At 53.5% G+C, this 16,973-nt stretch carries 11 protein-coding genes and 1 pseudogene; 4 read left to right on the top strand and 8 right to left on the bottom strand.

Translation table 11 applies throughout. The features are described 5' to 3' along the window. The 3 genes and pseudogenes from KK078_RS25320 to KK078_RS25310 form a co-directional block, all read right to left on the bottom strand. Window positions 1-998: pseudogene (locus KK078_RS25320) on the bottom strand (alpha-glucosidase domain-containing protein); the annotation flags it as partial. Window positions 999-1,980: 982 nt separating this feature from the next. Then, entirely contained in the window at window positions 1,981-6,129 is a 4,149-nt protein-coding gene (locus tag KK078_RS25315; protein ID WP_254093129.1) for a two-component regulator propeller domain-containing protein, read from the bottom strand. A gap of 34 nt (window positions 6,130-6,163) precedes the next feature. Beyond that, a complete protein-coding gene (locus KK078_RS25310) occupies window positions 6,164-6,952 on the bottom strand; it encodes an RMD1 family protein (protein WP_254093128.1) in 789 nt (262 codons plus the stop codon). A gap of 135 nt (window positions 6,953-7,087) precedes the next feature. Between KK078_RS25310 and KK078_RS25305 the strand changes: the two genes are divergently transcribed. Continuing rightward, window positions 7,088-7,849, top strand: a complete 762-nt coding sequence (locus KK078_RS25305) for a S1/P1 nuclease (protein WP_254093127.1) — start codon at window positions 7,088-7,090, stop codon at window positions 7,847-7,849. Here the strand turns inward: KK078_RS25305 and KK078_RS25300 are convergent, their stop codons facing one another. Further along, complete coding sequence (locus KK078_RS25300; RefSeq protein WP_254093126.1) at window positions 7,850-8,224, bottom strand: winged helix-turn-helix transcriptional regulator; 375 nt, start codon at window positions 8,222-8,224, stop codon at window positions 7,850-7,852. Window positions 8,225-8,564: 340 nt separating this feature from the next. On the opposite strand from KK078_RS25300, the gene KK078_RS25295 reads away from it, so the two are divergent. Genes KK078_RS25295 through KK078_RS25285 form a run of 3 tightly spaced genes read left to right on the top strand, consistent with a single transcriptional unit; the run spans window position 8,565 to window position 10,293 of the window. Continuing rightward, window positions 8,565-9,464, top strand: coding sequence for a helix-turn-helix domain-containing protein (locus KK078_RS25295; RefSeq protein ID WP_254093125.1), 900 nt, complete (start codon window positions 8,565-8,567; stop codon window positions 9,462-9,464). 58 nt (window positions 9,465-9,522) lie between these two features. Beyond that, complete coding sequence (locus tag KK078_RS25290) at window positions 9,523-10,020, top strand: hypothetical protein (protein ID WP_254093124.1); 498 nt, start codon at window positions 9,523-9,525, stop codon at window positions 10,018-10,020. Window positions 10,021-10,047: 27 nt separating this feature from the next. After that, window positions 10,048-10,293: an Atu4866 domain-containing protein gene (locus KK078_RS25285; protein WP_254093123.1), complete on the top strand. Its 246-nt coding sequence runs from the start codon at window positions 10,048-10,050 to the stop codon at window positions 10,291-10,293. 19 nt (window positions 10,294-10,312) lie between these two features. Here KK078_RS25285 and KK078_RS25280 read toward each other — a convergent pair whose 3' ends face one another. The 4 genes from KK078_RS25280 to KK078_RS25265 all read right to left on the bottom strand — a co-directional run bounded on the left by KK078_RS25280 (window position 10,313) and on the right by KK078_RS25265 (window position 16,965). Next, on the bottom strand, window positions 10,313-12,187 hold the full coding sequence (locus KK078_RS25280; RefSeq protein WP_254093122.1) for a hypothetical protein: 1,875 nt from the start codon (window positions 12,185-12,187) through the stop codon (window positions 10,313-10,315). A 212-nt stretch (window positions 12,188-12,399) separates the two neighbouring features. Continuing rightward, window positions 12,400-13,812 carry a T9SS type A sorting domain-containing protein gene (locus KK078_RS25275; RefSeq protein ID WP_254093121.1) on the bottom strand — a complete coding sequence of 471 codons (1,413 nt, stop codon included), beginning with the start codon at window positions 13,810-13,812 and terminating at the stop codon, window positions 12,400-12,402. Between the two features lie 24 nt (window positions 13,813-13,836). Beyond that, complete coding sequence (locus tag KK078_RS25270; RefSeq protein ID WP_254093120.1) at window positions 13,837-15,609, bottom strand: hypothetical protein; 1,773 nt, start codon at window positions 15,607-15,609, stop codon at window positions 13,837-13,839. 147 nt (window positions 15,610-15,756) lie between these two features. Next, window positions 15,757-16,965 carry a T9SS type A sorting domain-containing protein gene (locus KK078_RS25265; RefSeq protein ID WP_254093119.1) on the bottom strand — a complete coding sequence of 403 codons (1,209 nt, stop codon included), beginning with the start codon at window positions 16,963-16,965 and terminating at the stop codon, window positions 15,757-15,759. Window positions 16,966-16,973 lie beyond the last annotated feature (8 nt).

The following is a 16,973-nucleotide window of genomic DNA, read 5'->3' as shown; positions in this document are numbered from 1 at the left end:
ATCTTTATCGTATGCTTTTCGTCGCCGGCGATCCGCACGTTGAATTTCGTGGTACCGGCATTCCAGCCCTGGCGCCACTTGTCGAACAGTTGCTCGCCGTCGACCCACACAGTAAAATAGCCGGAAGCATATACCAGGAATTTATGATCGCCAGGGGTAGCCGATGAGAAGGCACCCTCCCACACCACTTTGCCTTGCTGTGCGACATCTTTCGGAAAGTTGTCTACCTGGGGTGTTTCGAGGAACTCGTATTCAATGCGATCCTCCACGGCGGTCTTTACCACTTTGTCTTTTACATAGTAGCTGGCCGTCAGCCCGCCGGCTTTGCCGTCTTTGTCGTACAGCTTCAAACCATGCAGCCCCTGGTACGGGCGCGGGTCGCCAAAGCGGGAAATGGAATAGTTATCCCACAAGATGCCGTAGTTGCGGCTGGAGTATAAAAAGGGTACGACGTCTACGATGTTCTGCTGGATCAGCTCGACATCCTGCCCTTTATAGTTCATTTGCCCGTTCTGGTGGGCACCGAGGCCGTAGAAGGCTTCATCGCCCGGCGAGTCGAACACCTGCTGTACCTGGTAGGTGGCCAGCTTATCCACGGTAGTGGGCGTGAAGGTCTTGCCGCCCCCTGTTTTTTCCTGCAGCACCCGTTGGCCGGTGGAGTCGGCGAAGGATACCTCGCCCGTAGCGCGTTTAACCGTGGCCCGCAGCGACCGGGTCACCAGCACCAGGGCGTCATCGGTTTCTTCGAGCTTCCAGTCGTTTTTGCCTTCCAGCTCCGGCAATACGATCAGGCTCCGGGCGGTAGAGAAAGTGTCGGCCGCGCTGGCGGTGACATGGATGATCCCGTCTGAAACGACCCGAAGGCGGACCGCCCGGGTTGCCTGACCCTGGGTAGGTTTCAGGACAATGCCGTCGGCGAGCTTTTCAAAGTCCTTTTCAGGGGTGCAGCACACAAGGCCTGCCAATACAATAAGGTTTGCGAGTATAACTTTTTTCATAGGATCCAATCCATTTCTCCTTTCTGCAACCGGTTGCCGGAAAACAATATTTCGCGCAATCGGTTGCGATAAAGGTAGGGGGAGAAGGCGCTTCGGACGGGTATGAAATTGTCTGATCGTGGAGGCTCAAACGTTTCCGAAGGGTATCAAAATGTTTCAGAACAGGGGACGAAATCGCTTTTGTACAAGCAAAGCCGGGATTTTGGTAACGGTTGCGGAGATTTCGGAGGGGGGAGCCAGGGAGATAAGAAGCATACTTAAAGAAGACTGTCAGTGCCCTGTAAGTATGCCTTTGATACGGGTAATGTACGGCTTTTGTACGGCTTTGATACGGGTATGATAGGGCTTTGATACGGGTAAAACCCGGTTGGTGGACGCGGTGAGCATGCCGTGACGACGTTTGGACATGCTGGTTGCCAGGTCCAAGTCTCCGCCCCGAGGCGGTGCTACGACTCGAACCAGACGGAGAGATCGGGGGAGGTTGCGGATCATCCGGCTAACAGGGGGATTCTTCGCATATATAATAGCATTGACATAGTATTGAAATAGCATTGAAATAGAATTCTAATAGTCTAAAGGGACTATTATCATGCTATTTCAATACATCCGGAGATCATGACCAAACGGGGTTCACGTCTGCTTGTCGCGAGTAACTGACAGTGAGGCGAAGCCCCGGCGTAGGTGGGTGCCTGGAATCGCCTCTGCAAAGCCCATCCGTACGGCTGTAAGACACTGATTATCTGATCAAAGGAACCTGCCCTCCACAGATCAATAGAAAATGATAAAAGACAGCGAGCCCGCGATCAGAATGTAGATCGTGATTTCCACGGCGAGCATAATACGAATGGAGCGCTTTATTTTTTTATCCTGTGACATCGGCTTATCGAATGGTTCAAAGCTAAGGATCGAAGCGCCGGCCGATGGTTACAAAATCGCTTATAGATAGTATCGGAATGTTTCTTTTCGGGTTATCGGGTGGCTTTTAAGCCGAACCCTTTCGTTTTCCAGCAGCATACGCCGAAGGAAGAACGTCATACTGCTCTTTAAAGTAACGGGCGAAATACTTGGGATTGTTGAAACCCACGCGGTAGGCAACCTCCGCTACGGTCAGCTGACTTTTCTCCAGCAACTGCGCGGCCTGCTGCAGGCGGATCGTACGGATAAACTCCAACGGCGACTTGCCGGTAAGGGCCAGGATCTTTTTATAGAAGTGCGCACGGCTGATGCCAAGCTGGCGGCTGAGGTCTTCGACCGAGAACTCGGGCGACGCGATATTATCCTCCACACACTTGATGGCATTCTGGATAAACTTCTCGTCCAGGGGGGTGATCTGCAGCTCGCTGGCGCGCACATCCAGCTGGCGGGGAAACGCCTGGTGGAACTTCTCGCGCCGGGCGATGAGGTTGCGGATGCGCGAGGCCAGGATCTCGAAGTTGAAAGGCTTCGTGATGTAGTCATCCGCGCCGGTCTGGAAACCTTCCAGCTTTTGCTCTTCGGCCGCGCGCGCCGTCAACAGGATAACCGGCGTATGCGACACGCGCTGATCGGTCTTAATGTTGCGGCAAAGCTCGATGCCGTTCATTTCAGGCATCATGATATCGCTCACCACCAGGTCGGGCAGTTGCTCCTGTACTTTCTTCCATCCTTCGCGGCCGTTGCGCGCCTCAAGTACCTGGTAGTCGAGGCGGAGATTGTCTTTGAGATAGAAACGGAAGTCTTCGTTGTCTTCCACCAGCAGCAGTACCGGCTTCTTGCCCGCACTTTCGCCGATCTCGGCCAACGCCGGTTGTCCGACCACCTCTTCGATCTGTTCGTTCACTCCCGGTTGTACGCTCTCCGCCGCTCCAGACGTTACCTCGTGCAGCGGCAGCGTGACCGTAAACGTACTCCCCACGCCGGGCTCACTTTGCACCGCGATGGTGCCCCCGTGTATCTTCACAAACTCGCGGGTGATCGACAGCCCGATGCCACTGCCCTGGTTGACGATGCTTTTGGGCAGGTCGTGCTGGAAGAAACGCTCGAAGATCTTTTCCTGTTTATCGGCGGGGATTCCGATGCCGGTGTCTTGCACGCGGATGATCAACCGGCCTGCCCCCTCTCCCGGCTGTAGTGCCACCGTTACCGTCACGGCGCCGTGCTCGGGTGTAAACTTAAAGGCGTTGGACAGCAGGTTGAACAGGATCTTTTCCAGCTTGTCCTGGTCGAAGATCGTCTCGAGGGCGGCTACGCCGGTGTGGAAATCCAGCCGGATGTCCTTCTTTTCAGACAGGTCGGAAAAAGAATAGACCGTGTCGCGGATAAACGCAACAATGTCACCTTCGGAAGGATTGAACTTTACCTCCTGTACCTCCAGCTTGCGAAAGTCGAGCAGCTGGTTCACCAGGCTGAGCAGGCGGCGGGCGTTGCGCTGAATGACCTGGAACTGTTGCCGCTGCGCGGGCTCGGTTGCCTGGCGCAGCATTTTCTCCAGCGGCGTAAGGATGAGCGTGAGCGGGGTGCGGAACTCGTGGCTTACGTTGGTGAAGAATTTTAGCTTCATCATGTCCAGCTCGTGCATGCGGTTGGCCTCCTGGCGTTCCTGCTCGATCATAAACTTCATCTGCTCGCGCTGCTGGATCAGCTTGCGTGTGACAAGCAGTGCCGCAATGATAAACAAAAAGTATAGCAGCAAGGCCGTGCGTGTTTTCCAAAAGGGCGGCAGCACCGTGATCCTGAGCCGGGCGCCCTGCTCATTCCACACACCGTCGTTGTTGGCCGCCTTTACTCGAAAGGTGTACTCGCCCGGGTCGAGGTTGGTGAACGTTACGCGCCGCGAGCGGCTGTCGGCCGGTAGCCACCCGTTGTCAAACCCCTCGAGGGTATAGAGGTACGTGTTGTTTTCGGGATGGAAGAAATTGAGCGCGGCGAACTCGATCGAGAATACGTTCTTGTCCGGCGGCAGGACAATGGCTTCGCTTTCGGTGATGGACGCCGGCAACAAGATCGTACCATCGACGGACTCGTCCGGGCGAATGCTTTTGTTAAAGAGCTGGAAATCGGTCAGTACCACCCGGGGCGGCGTGGTATTGCGCCCCAGCTGGCCGGGTTTAAAAATATTAAAGCCGCTGGCGCCGCCAAAGACGAGCTCGCCGCGACGCGTTTTGAGCGCGGCATTTTCATTAAATTGTTTTGCCTGCAGGCCTTCCGCCTCACCGTAGTTGCGGAACGTATAGCGGGCTTTGCCTCCGGGCGATTGCCCCAGCTCCAACTGCGACAATCCGTTGGGTGTGCTCATCCACAGGTGGCCCTGGTCGTCTTCGAGAAGGGTGAGCACGGCATTGTGCGGCAGGCCGTCGGAGACCGTAAAGGCACGGAAAGTCCTGGATTTCTTGTCGTACAGGTTCAGGCCGCCCGCGGTGCCGACCCAGATGCGGCCGGCGGCGTCTTCGCGGATATCGTACACGTTGTTATTGCTGAGACTGCCGGGGTTGTTCTTCTCGTTTTCGTAGTGTATGAACCGCCCGCGCTCGCGGCTCAGCACATCGATGCCCAGGGACGTGCCGATCCAGACGTTGCCCTCGCGATCTTCGGTAATGGCCGCGATATAATCGGAATGGATGGCCTGGGGGTCGCTTGTTTTATAGTGCGCAAATGTGTTGGTACGGGTGTCCAGCAGGTCGAGGCCGCCGTTGAGCGTGCCGATCCACAGACGCTGGCGCGAGTCTTCGAAGATCTCCCAGACGCTGGCCGCCGCAAGGCTCGATGGGTCCGCGGGATTGTGCGTATAGCGCGTAAAGCGCGTGCCGTCGAAGCTGTTGAGGCCCCCCAGATACGTGCCGATCCACAACGTTTTCCGGTGGTCGATGCACAAGCTTACGATCACGTTGTTGCTGAGGCTGCGCGGATCGCCGGGAATGTTCTTATAGGTAGTGTAGCCTCCCGTCGTGCGATTGAAGTAGATCAGGCCGCCGCCGTTGGTACCGATCCAAAGATTGCCCCGGTCGTCTTCTACAAAGCGGTTCACATCGCTGAAGGGCAATGCGCCGGGGCTGTTGCCCATATAGCCGTAACGTGGAAACCGCAGGAGGTTTTTGTGGTAGTAGCTGATGCCGCGTTTATAGGTGCCGATCCAGATGATGCCCTGGTCATCTCTGTACAATGCATTGATACTGTTCTGGCGAAGGCTTTTGGGATCATCCTCGTGGTTGACGATCGTCTGCACGGTACGGTTCTTTTTATCGAGGATGTTGATACCGCCGTGGTCGGTGCCGATCCAGATGCGCCCACGATCGTCGAGCGTAAGCGCGCGCACCAGGTTGGTGCTCAGGCGCGGCTCCGGACCCGTAGCCGTATAGTGTTGCAACGTGCCGGAAGTGGGTTGGAAGTGGTATACACCCCGCGCCTCGTCCTGCGCAAAGATCCAAAGATCGCCCTCCGGGTCGGCAACCATGTGGTAATCCAACCGCGCGCCGCGCAGCGTCTTGTTACGGTAGTCTACCCGGCAGCCGTCCCGGCGGAGAACGATCCGTTCGAGTGTGCCGTTGGCGTGCATAACCCAGTAACGGCCGGCTGCATCTTGCAGGAAGCTGGTAACACTGTCGGAGGCGATCGTGGTCGTGTCGCCGGGCACATGCCGCAGGGACAGGCTTTGACGGGTGGTCGTATCGTACCGCACCAGCCCCGCCGAGGTATGGATGAACCAAAAGTTTCCGGTGGCGTCTTTCACCACGTCGCGCAGACGGTTTCGCGGAAGGCGGTACGCCTGAAAAAAGGCGTCGGCATTGGTTACGAAGTGCTCCTTGGCAGGATCGTATACATTGAACGTATCGGCCGTCACGACCCCCAGGCGCCCCCCGGGCACCTCCACGATGCGCTGGATAAGGTTCGTGGCGATGGTAGTGGAGTCGCGGGCGTCGTGCTGGAATACTTTAAAGCCGTATCCGTCGTAGCGGCTGATACCAAAGGCCGTGCCCACCCAGAGGAAGCCCTGGCGATCTTTGTAAAAGCATAGTACCTCGTTGTGCGAAAGGCCTTGATTCACGTCCACGTGCATGAACTGGTAGCGGTCGGGCTGCGCATGTAACCGCGGCAACGCGGACAGCAACGCCAACCACACCCAAACTACCCTGCACTTTTTGATTGCCGATGCCATATACCTTTACGCAAGGTAATCAAGTATTCGGAAATCACCCCGCGATCCGGAGGATCTTGGTGATCAGCAGGTCGAACACTTCCACCAGGATGAGGATAATGATGATATACTCCAGCACGGTATTTTCGCGCTGGTGGGTGATCTCGCGGAAGACAGAGAGGTTGTCTTCAATGATGCGCAGGGTGTACTCCACTTCGCTGAAACGCACACGCAGGTCGAAATGTTTGGCAAGCCCCTGCTGTAGTTTGTCCAGGTATTCGTCGTCCCACACCAGCTCGGGCGCGTCGAAGACGTATATATTTTCAGCGATCTCGTTCTGCGTGCTCAGCGCCTTGCCGATAAACCGCATCATGTTCTTGCGGCTGATCTTAAGCTTGCCCGTAAGCTGCAGCTGGTTGGCAAAGCCCTTGACTTCCGTGAGCAACGTTTCGCTTACGCCGTGGTAATAGTCGAGGGCTACCGACTGTGCCAGGTTGAACATGGCGATACGGATGACCTTGTCGTCGAGGCGGCCCAGCAAGACTTCATCAAACTGAAACGCAATGTCATTGCGCTCTTCCTGTCGCAGCTCGTGGTCGTCGCGCAGCCAGGTGACGGGCGGACTTTTCTGGAAGTTCGTAACGGCCTTGATGGCCCACTTCATTTCGTCTTCGCCATAGCCGGCAAAGACCACCACGCCATAGTTAAAATAGTATTGGTATTTGCCACCGCTGAAGCTGTAATACAGCTCGGACGACGAGTCGGCCAGGGGTTTGATGTCGAGGAATGCCTTGATACCTTTTATGTCCAGCTGGTTGGCGACAAGAAATGCAGAAAGTTTCACCGTTTGCGGCATACGAATTTTTGGTCTATAAAGTTAAAACAATAAGGGAAGTGTAAAAGGTGTCATCTTTTCCGGGAAAGTATGTTTGAAAAGCTGATTTTTCGTTGAGATTTGCGTGCTTATTGCTGATATACCATGAAAAAGATCATCATCCTGCTAGTGTTTACCGTATGTTACGCCCATGTTAACGCCTGGGGGCCTACGGGGCACCGGGCGACCGGCTGGATTGCCGACAAGTATCTGAACAAGAAGGCCCGCAAGGAAATCGAGCGGATCCTGGGCGGACAATCACTGGCCATGGCCAGTACATGGATGGATGAGATCCGGTCGGACTCCGCCTACGATTATACGGCCGACTGGCATTGGGTTACACTCCAGGATGGCCAGACCTACGAGCAAAGTGAAAAGAATCCCAAGGGCGATATCATCCAGGCGCTGGAAAAGATCATTACGGAGCTGAAGTCGAAGACGCTCACGCCGCAGGAGGAAACCCTGCGGGTGAAGATGTTGATCCACCTGATCGGTGACATCCACCAGCCGCTGCACGTGGGCGGCGGCAGCGACCGGGGCGGCAACGATGTGCGCATTGCCTGGTTCCGCAACGAGAGCAACCTGCACCGTGTGTGGGACAGCGAAATGATCGATGATACCAAGCTTAGCTACAGCGAATTGGGACAGTCACTCGACAAGCCTACGCCGGCGCAGCTGACCGGGTGGCAAAACTCGTCGGTAAAAGATTGGGCGTACGAAAGCATGGCCTACCGCAAGCAGGTATATGATATCGGCGCGGGTAAACTGGGCTATCAGTATTCATACAAATATTTTCACATCGTGCGGTACCGTCTGCTACAGGCCGGTGTACGGCTGGCCAGCGTGCTGAACGAGATCTACGGTTGATCAGACGTCCTGCTGCAGCAGGGCCTTTTGCTCTTTGTGTTGCTCGCCCCAGGTAGAAATACTGTGCAGCAACGGTTCCATAGTCTGCCCCAGCGGTGTGAGCTTATACTCCACCCGGGGCGGCACTTCGGCATACGCCATCCGCTCCACCAGACCATCACCTTCAAGCTCTTTCAACTGTGTGGCCAGCACCCGCTCCGACACCCCGGCCACGATCTTGCGCAGCTGCCCGTAACGCAACGTACCGTTGTTGACCAGCGCCCACAATATCGCGGGCTTCCACCGCCCCCCCACCAGCGACAATGTATAGGCCATGCCGCAACTCTGTAGGATCTGCTGCTCGTTGACGGCATTGGTTGAATTCATCTTTCGCATACTTACTTTTTTATCAGTGCCTGATCCGCTAACCCGCACCGGGCGGACAAAAGTACTGCCCCTACTTTTGAAACGAAATCATTCCAGGATTAATCCATAAGACCATGAAAATTTTACGCATCCTTACGGGACGGCCTTCGCCGCCTCCCCCTGGGTCTTTGGCGATGCCGGACACACCTCGTTTTCATCTCCGCGTTCCCTTTTAAACGCGCTGCCAAGTGGCTGGTATTGATTGATCGGCCGAAATGTTTGAATTTTGCAATCATCCCTTTGATCCGCGCAAAGGAAACCGGCGGCCGCCCACGCATCTTTGCAGGGCATACAGCCATAAACAGAACGTATGGAAAAGACCGAAACGCTCGAGGATTTTTACCTCCGGAAAATGAAATGGATGCCCGAGAATTTGAAACAGGACATCGGACATTTCAATGTGTTCCGGATCGGAGATCACGCCGGGAACGGCTACCAGGGAGCCTACAGCCGCCGGGCGTTCTACAAGATCAGCCTGATCCGGGGCCATGTTGTTTTTCACTATGCGGACAGGAGCCTGGAAGTTTCAGGCACCACGCTGATGTTCTTTAATCCGCAGGTGCCCTATACCTGGGAGACCCTGAGCGGTACCAATAGCGGCTACTTCTGCATTTTCAAGGAAGGTTTCTTTAGTGAAAAGATCCGTGGCAGCATCAGCGAATTCCCGATGTTCTCGCCGGGAAGCAAACCGGCGTATTTCCTGGACAAAGCACAGGACAAGCAGGTATCACAGATCTTTAAAAAAATGGAAGATGAAATTGCGTCGGATTATGCCTACAAATACGATCTGCTGCGCAACTACGTGACGGAGCTGATCCATTACGCCCTGAAGCTGCAACCCTCGGAAAACCTGTACCAGCACGCCAATGCCAGGTCGCGTATCACGTCGGTCTTCACGGAATTACTGGAACGCCAATTCCCGATTGAGTCGCCGTCGCAACGTTTTTCGCTGCGCTCCGCCAGCGACTTCGCGCAGGCCTTGTCGGTACACGTCAATCACCTGAACCGCGCGATCAAGGAAACCACCGGCAGGACAACGACCGAGCACATCCTCGAGCGGCTGGCGGTGGAAGCATGTGCATTGTTGAAGCATACGGACTGGAATATATCGGAGATCAGCTATTCGCTCGGTTTCGAAGAGCCCGCCCACTTCAATAATTTCTTTAAGAAACATTTCGCCACCACGCCAACGGCATACCGCGCGGCGTAACGATCGGCTCGACCGGGCACCGGTTCAGTTTATCATTTCCTGTAACCACCAATAGCTTATGAGCACCCCATCTGCCCCACCGCCGGCACACATGCCTGCGAACTTCTACGCGTGCTATACCGACTATATGACCGCGCTGGAAGCGCTAAAGCTTCTTCACATCGGGGAGAGCTTTTACGCCATCAGTCTGGTACATGCGCCGGGGTTATGTCACCCGATCGACAAAGAGCTTTCGTCTGTTGATCCCGTGCTCACGTTCTTCCATTCGCGCAGACAGGCGCCGACGCGGCCGCCGTGTACGGAGGCTTCCGGCTTCTTCTGCATGTTTAAAGATTCTTTCCTGACGGCCACCATGCGCAATACCATCGATGCGCTGCCGATGTTCGATGGGAGCGGCAGTCCGGTATATGCACTGCGCGAAAATCAGGAGCAATACCTCGTCAATGTTTTCCGGAACATCCACACAGAGGCACAATCTGACTACATCTTCAAAACTTCGCTATTGCAGACCTATATTATGGAGCTGATACACTACGCTCTGAAGATGACGCATTGAATTACTTACACATTATCATAAGAACACATGAAAGAGAATAACACATCTTACGTAGGCATGTGGGCGACCGCCGACGGGTACATCCGGCATGAATTGTTGCCCGACGGGCGCTATGACGAAGCACGGGGCAAACGCCAAAGCGCCTATCGCGGGCGGTATGTCATAACCAACAACCACATTGATTATGTCGATGACACAGGGTTTACGGCCGACGGTGATTTTCGCGACGGCATTTTATATCACGCCGGCATGATCCTCTATAAGGAATCATAACGGTCGGAACGCCGGCCGATCATTGTATGCGGTACCAGTTAGTACCGTCCGACTGGATCGTTATGCGGCTGTTGGCGGCGATGGTCGTTACACCCGTATTCGTAAAATCACGATAACTGCTGATCGTTCGCGCGGCATTGGTTTGGTTCATGATGATATACATTCTCCGCGCATTGCTGGCAGCAGCGGCGGGCAGGGTGACAGTGGGTGTAGTGCCGTTGTTCAATATCACGGTATAGTGCGTCGCGTTCAAGGTTATGTTGGTGCTGGTCCTGGTGATCGCCCGCCCGATGGACCCATTTACCTCCAGCGTCGAGTTAGGACTATTGGTGCCAACCCCCACGTTGCCGGTGCCGTCGATACGCATTCTTTCATTGGTAGCCTCAGCAGTACCACCTGTCATAAAGATCAACGATTTAGACGCTGTGCCCGTGGCAATAAGCAAATTCTGTCCGATATTATAGAGATACGCATCGTTGGCCCCTCCCATGACGCCGCTTGAATTCGTACTGCCGTTGATGCCCATATCGACATAATGGGTCGTTTCGCTCCCATTATCGGCGGTCGCCACGACATCAGACGACGAACTGGTTCCACTGGAGAGGTTCTGAATATTAAGCTGCAGATAGCTATTGATACTCCCCTTTCCAACAATAGCATTGACAGAGGTAGTCGTACCGGCATCCACTAAAAACGCCTCCGGGTAGGTCGCGTTAAAGGTTGTTGAACCGATGGCCACATCGCCCGTGCCACTGATCCGCATACGTTCATCCGTACTCGCGAATCCACCTGCAAAAAAACGAATGGGTTTTGTCGCCGTCCCGTTGCCGATCACAAAATCATTTCCGGTAGCATAGAGATAGGCCGTATTGGCGCCGCCCAGGACCGGAAGACCGGTGTTGGTATACGAGCCCGAGTTAATGCCCATATCGATAAAATTGGCCGACTCGCTTCCGTTGTTAGCCGTGGCAACAATATCCGAGCTTGCACTTCCTGTTGCCGCGCTATTCTGTACGTTGATCTGAAGATAATTATCGATGCTGCCCTTACCCGTCATCAGGTTATAAGACGTGGTAACGCCGGCATCGATCAGCAGTTTCTCAGGGTTGGTAGCGTTAAAGGATGTGGACCCTACCGACATTCTTCCACTCTGCAAACGCATGATCTCCGACATGCCGGTAATGTAGTGATAGCTTTTAAACGACAAGTACTCGTCACCCTCATCACCAATGATGAATTCAAACCCGCCGTTGTCACTGCTACCGGTAGAACCGAACTCAAAAAGGTCCGTACCGGCAGCGCTTCCCTTCAGCCTGAAATTTCCATCGGCATCCGTGAACATTTTTGGTTTATAGGAATTGGCCGCCGGCGCTTCGAACTGCAGGGCCGAACGTACATAGGTCACCTTCTCGGTCGCATTTGTGTAGTCTGGAAGTACCTGTGTTAATCCCAGGGTACCACGATTTCCGAATTCCAGAAAGGAATTGTTAAACGACTTAAAAACAACCGCCTTGTCATCGATTGTTCCGACAAAGTTGGTTGCCTGGTTTAACCCCGAATTTCCGGTAAGCGACCAGCCTGTGCTACTGGGTGCTGAAAAAGCAACCCACCAGGTACCATTCCAATAATAGTACCCCGGCACTACATTATTCGGCGCGCTGCCCGCCGTCGCAGTATTATATACCAACAAACCTGTCGCGGGAGAAGCAACAGGACCGGCGGCATTGGTTGCTGTCAATGCCACGCGGGGCACAAGGAGGCCTTTACTGGTAGAAGTAAGGTCGAGCATAGCCGATGCATTCGGCGCCGCCCCCGTCGCATTGATGCCTACACTTTGCGCAGTGGAAAACCTGACTATCATCAGGGCGATCAATACGATTAGAATCCTTTTCATGTAAAACAGCTTTCAGGTCCTGGAAGTCACGAACAAAGGTCGAAGAAGGTGCGGTAAAAAAGATCAGCAAAAAACTGAGTTGAAAAAAATCAGGCGATGCACGATAAACCGCTACAGATAACAGGCCGATGTCATTACGCGCCCATAAACCGTATATAAAACACCATCACACAATCCATACGTTGCCGATGTTCGATCAAGGGCAACGGCTGCTACTTTAGAACAATTTTCACCTCGAAGCTGGACTGTGTGTTCGCGATTCGCAGCATGTATACACCCGCCGGGGAGCTCGCCAGATCGACGGGGTAAAAACGTGTGCCGGCGGTCGCCACAGAACGGAATATTACTTTCCCAACCACGTCGGAGATCGTAACGAGGGCATCGTCTGTCAGCGCGTCCCGGAAGTCAACCGATAATTTACCATTTTCGACAGGATTTGGATAGACCATCAACCCGGGCAGATGCTCTTCCATTCGCACCATTTTAATATCCAAGAACTCTTCCGTGCCATCCAGATCCGTCTGCTTTAATCTATAATACGACTTGCCCGGAAAGGGGTCATAGTCGGTATAGCCATATTCCTGAATGCTATATCCGTTCGGACCCGCGGCCACTGTTCCGATATCCACAAAACCGTGACCATCCTTGCTTCGCTGGACAGTGAAATAGTCGTTATTCCTTTCGGTTGCTGTGATCCAGCTTACCTCGACACGCGTCTCGACGCCCGTTGCGGTGAACGTGATCAATTCCACAGGAAGCGGCGAGTTGTTTCCGGACAAGGTCCAGGGAGAAAAATCTGTTACATCGGGAACCGTGACGCTCGTGGCGTTGCTGGTCTGACCCGGCAGGGGAGTTTCCCAAATGCTTGTCGTGCTGTTCCATCGTTGCGCCTGCAGCGATGTGATCGACCCAACCTCTGCCGGACCTGCCTGAAATGTCACCGTAACGGTGGCCGCCGGACCGTCCTTATCGATCTGCCAGAACCGGTCCACGACATTCGCGCTGTTGTCGACTCCCTGTCGGTTCATGTCGGTAACCGCAATCGGAGCCGTCGGGTATGGCATATTGTTCGCCGCCGTGGGATAAGAGGAAACCGTTACGTTTCCCAGATCTCCGGCCGTCAGCAACACGGTGCAAGGTATATATACTCCCGAGGAAGTACCAAATGGAAAGACGTGGGCAGCAGTATTGGTACCGATGGCCCATCGCATTTGGCTGGTATGATCCGTTTTCTCACTCAAAATATAACCACCGGTGCGGGCCACCGCCGTCGGCAACGCACTCAGGATCGTCAGCCGCCGGGAATTTAGATCGAGCTTCCCCGCGGTAAGTGTTAGCGTAGTAGTGACGTTGACATCCGACTGCAGGCTTACGCCGACGGCATTGTCTGCAATGAAGTTGTTAAACGTAAGCGCGGAAGAACCGGTGATTAATTGACTGGCACCACCTTTGAACGTGATCGATTGTGCGTCATCAGTAAAGGTTCCCGTATTGACGAAATCGCCAAAAAAGGCGAGTGTCGCCCCGGAAAACGTTTGAAAGTTCCCAGTATTGGTAAATTGATCCTGCGCCCCGGTAAAGGTGCAGACCGTCAACAACGCTATCGACAGCAGTAAGTTTTTCATCGCACGCAGATTAAGTAGGCCCGCTTATTTGGTTTCCGTAAACCACTGAACGTCCCGGAAGGTCACTGTTTCGCCCGACACTGACGACGTACAATAGATCTCAAAATAATCGCCCGGCCCGATACCCGTCAGGTAGATTGTCGTGGCGAACTGGTACGGGTCGCCTGCCGTCGTCAGACGAAGATCGGTTTCACCAAATCGTGTGGTCGTAACACCGTTTTTAACGATGGCAATGGAGATCGTCCGGTTGTTACTGGGCACTTGTAAATTACCCGTAATAACGGCCCAGCCGTCGGCTCTGTTCACCGGCTGATAGGTGATCCTGTTGGTGCTGATAGTCCATTTCGTAGTGATAGAAGTCTGCGTACCGGCGGTCCAGTTGGCTTTATACCATGTTCCCGCCGTCGTAATGCTGGTGGTTGCAGAATTGTTGGCTACGTTGATACGACTATTCGGATTTCTGTCTTGCCCGCCCGAATTGTTTTTGATAAAGGTATTGGCATCCCTTCCCGAGGCGAGCGTAAAATCGAACCCCTCCATAAACGTACCGGTATTGTTCCAGCTGTTATTGGTAACAAACACACGCGAGAGCGATGTAAACGTGGCCGGGACGTAGTTTATCCCGATCTGCCCGGCAGTATCGTTATAGAAGCCGCAGTTCAGGATGGACACCACCGGATTTGTGCCCGACAGGAGGTTGATCCCTTTTTCACAGTTGAGAAAATCCGTTTCCGAAATCTTAAGCGAAACCCCACTCAATCCCCCGGAGACTATTTCTATACCCGCCGAGGTGGCATTCAAAATATCAAGCTCAAAGACCCACATTTCCACGTTACTCAGCGCTACTATGCCTTTATCAAACCCATCGATGGTACAGTCTTTTATTTCATAATATTCGTTATTACTGTTTAGATGTATAGCATCGACACCCGAAGCACCAGCGGCATCGAACGCCAGCATTTTAAAATAGGTTTCGGTCATACAGTCAAACAGCGTACCCGAGGCGCCTCCGGCCGTAATCGTTGCGGCGCCATACGTACTTCCCTGGATCGTGAGGGGAAACGGCAAATCGATCGTCTGCGTCGCTGCCACGGGATATTCACCGCCGACCAATCGCACCACGGAAGGTTCTACCATGTGCAGATCGAGGAACTCGATCACTTCCGCGATCGTCGTCCAGCTGCCCGTTTCGGATACCTCGAAGATGTTGTCGGCTTTTCCCTCGTTTACTTTGATCAGCCAATCCCCACCCGATGCCACATAGGTTTTTGCAACCCACCGGAAATGTTTAGAGACCGTCGTCCCGTCAATGGTGGAAGAACCGCTTGGCACCACGTCAACCTGGTCGGTATGTGTTCCCACATTCTTAATCGTCATCGACAGCCCATCGTCCGCCCCCGTAATAGCTGGCAACGTGAGTGTAATATCGTTGCTGGCGATGACGAACGTTTCGCTCTTTGCGAGCGCGCCCGTGGCCGTTTTTGTCGTCACGCTGGCTTCCCCCTGATAAATAAAAGGGACCCATTGTGTCGCATTCCAATAGTAATATCCATCTGCTACCACGCCACCGCTGCTGTACACCAGCATCCCGGTTGGAACTGCTCCGGTCAATGGCGCCACCGAGCTTAAACTCGTCAACGCCACCCGTGGTGGCAAAAATCCTTTATTCGTACTTTCCAGCTCAAGAAGCGAGTTGGGATCAATGGTTGCGGGATTATCACCTATTTTAACCTGTGCCTCTACCTGCGCCGCAAGCGCACATATCAATAAACCCAGAAGAAAAATTTGACTTTTCATGATGGCGATTTTCACGTATTAGGATTGATAGTTATTACACCTAAGGTCCGAATCGTTCACGTCTGATAAATCAGGGAAAAGCTGACATTAAAAAATCAGGTACGTATAGTACCGGTGTATAAGTGAACAAATAACACTTACAATTGGTTACTCCAACACAATTATCTGTTGAACGCTGGACTGGGCATTAAACGTCTTTAGGAGATATGCTCCAGCCGGTGAACGGCTCAGATCGATGGAGTAAAAACGTGTCCCGGCTGCTACTGTGGAACTAAACACAACTTTCCCTAACAAGTCGGAAATTGCAACAGAGGTATCGTCTTCAAGTTCGGTTCCGAAGTCTATGGATAACGTACCTCCTTTTACCGGATTTGGATAAGCTGTTAACCCCCGATAGAACTCCTCGATCCGCACCATCTTGATATCTAAATACTCCTCGGTGCCGTCCAGGTCGGTTTGCTTTAATCTATAATACGATTTGCCTGGAAGCGCATCGAAATCTGTATAAGTGTACTCCTGCACACTGCTGCCTGCCGGGCCCGCTGCCACGGTTGCGATATCGAAAAAATTTGTACCATTTTTACTTCGCTGAATGGTAAAATAATCATTGTTCTTCTCCGAAGCGGTGATCCATTGAAGCTCGACACGTTTCTCGATGGCCTTTGCCGTAAAACTTACCAATTCAACCGGAAGCGGCATATTGTTGCCCGAGAGGGTCCAGGGGGAAAAAGTTGTTACGCCCGGAACGGTTACGCTGTAAGCGCCGCTGGTCTGACCGGCGATCGGCTGATCCCAATTACTGGTTCCGCTATTCCACCGTTGCGCGCGCAGCGTCGTAATAGAGCCTACTTCCGCCGGGGTTGCCTGGAATGTTAACGTGGCCGTTCCGCTCGGGCCGTCTTTGTCTATTTGCCAGAACCGGTCCACTACGTTCGCGCTGTTATCCACCCCCAGCATTTCGACATGCGTTACGCCGGTGGGATAAGGTGTATTATTGGCCGCGGTGGGAAACGTAGAAACCGATACGTTTCCGATGTCACCTGCCGTGACTTGTAATGTAAACGGAATATATACGGAAGCGGCAGTAACAAACGGAAACACGTGCGCACTGGTGTTCGTGCCGATATTCCACTTGAGCCGGCTCGATGTATTAGCCTCCATCTTAATATAACCGCTGGTCCGGGTGATGGCGTTTGCCGCAGAATTATCAACCACTACATAAGCCCCCTGCGTGATGTTAATAATAGCTCCGTTGTCTAACAGTAAGCGCGCCTGGGAGAATGCGCTGATATTTGCCAGGGTTATACACACACCCAGAAGTAAAGATCTGCCACCCGCAAGATAAAATTTGATCATATTTCAGT

Origin of the sequence: Dawidia soli, from assembly GCF_018598185.1 — a bacterium.
In the GTDB taxonomy this organism is placed as follows: Bacteria; Bacteroidota; Bacteroidia; order Cytophagales; family Cyclobacteriaceae; genus Ohtaekwangia; species Ohtaekwangia soli.
This window is presented reverse-complemented; position numbering and strand designations above follow the sequence as displayed.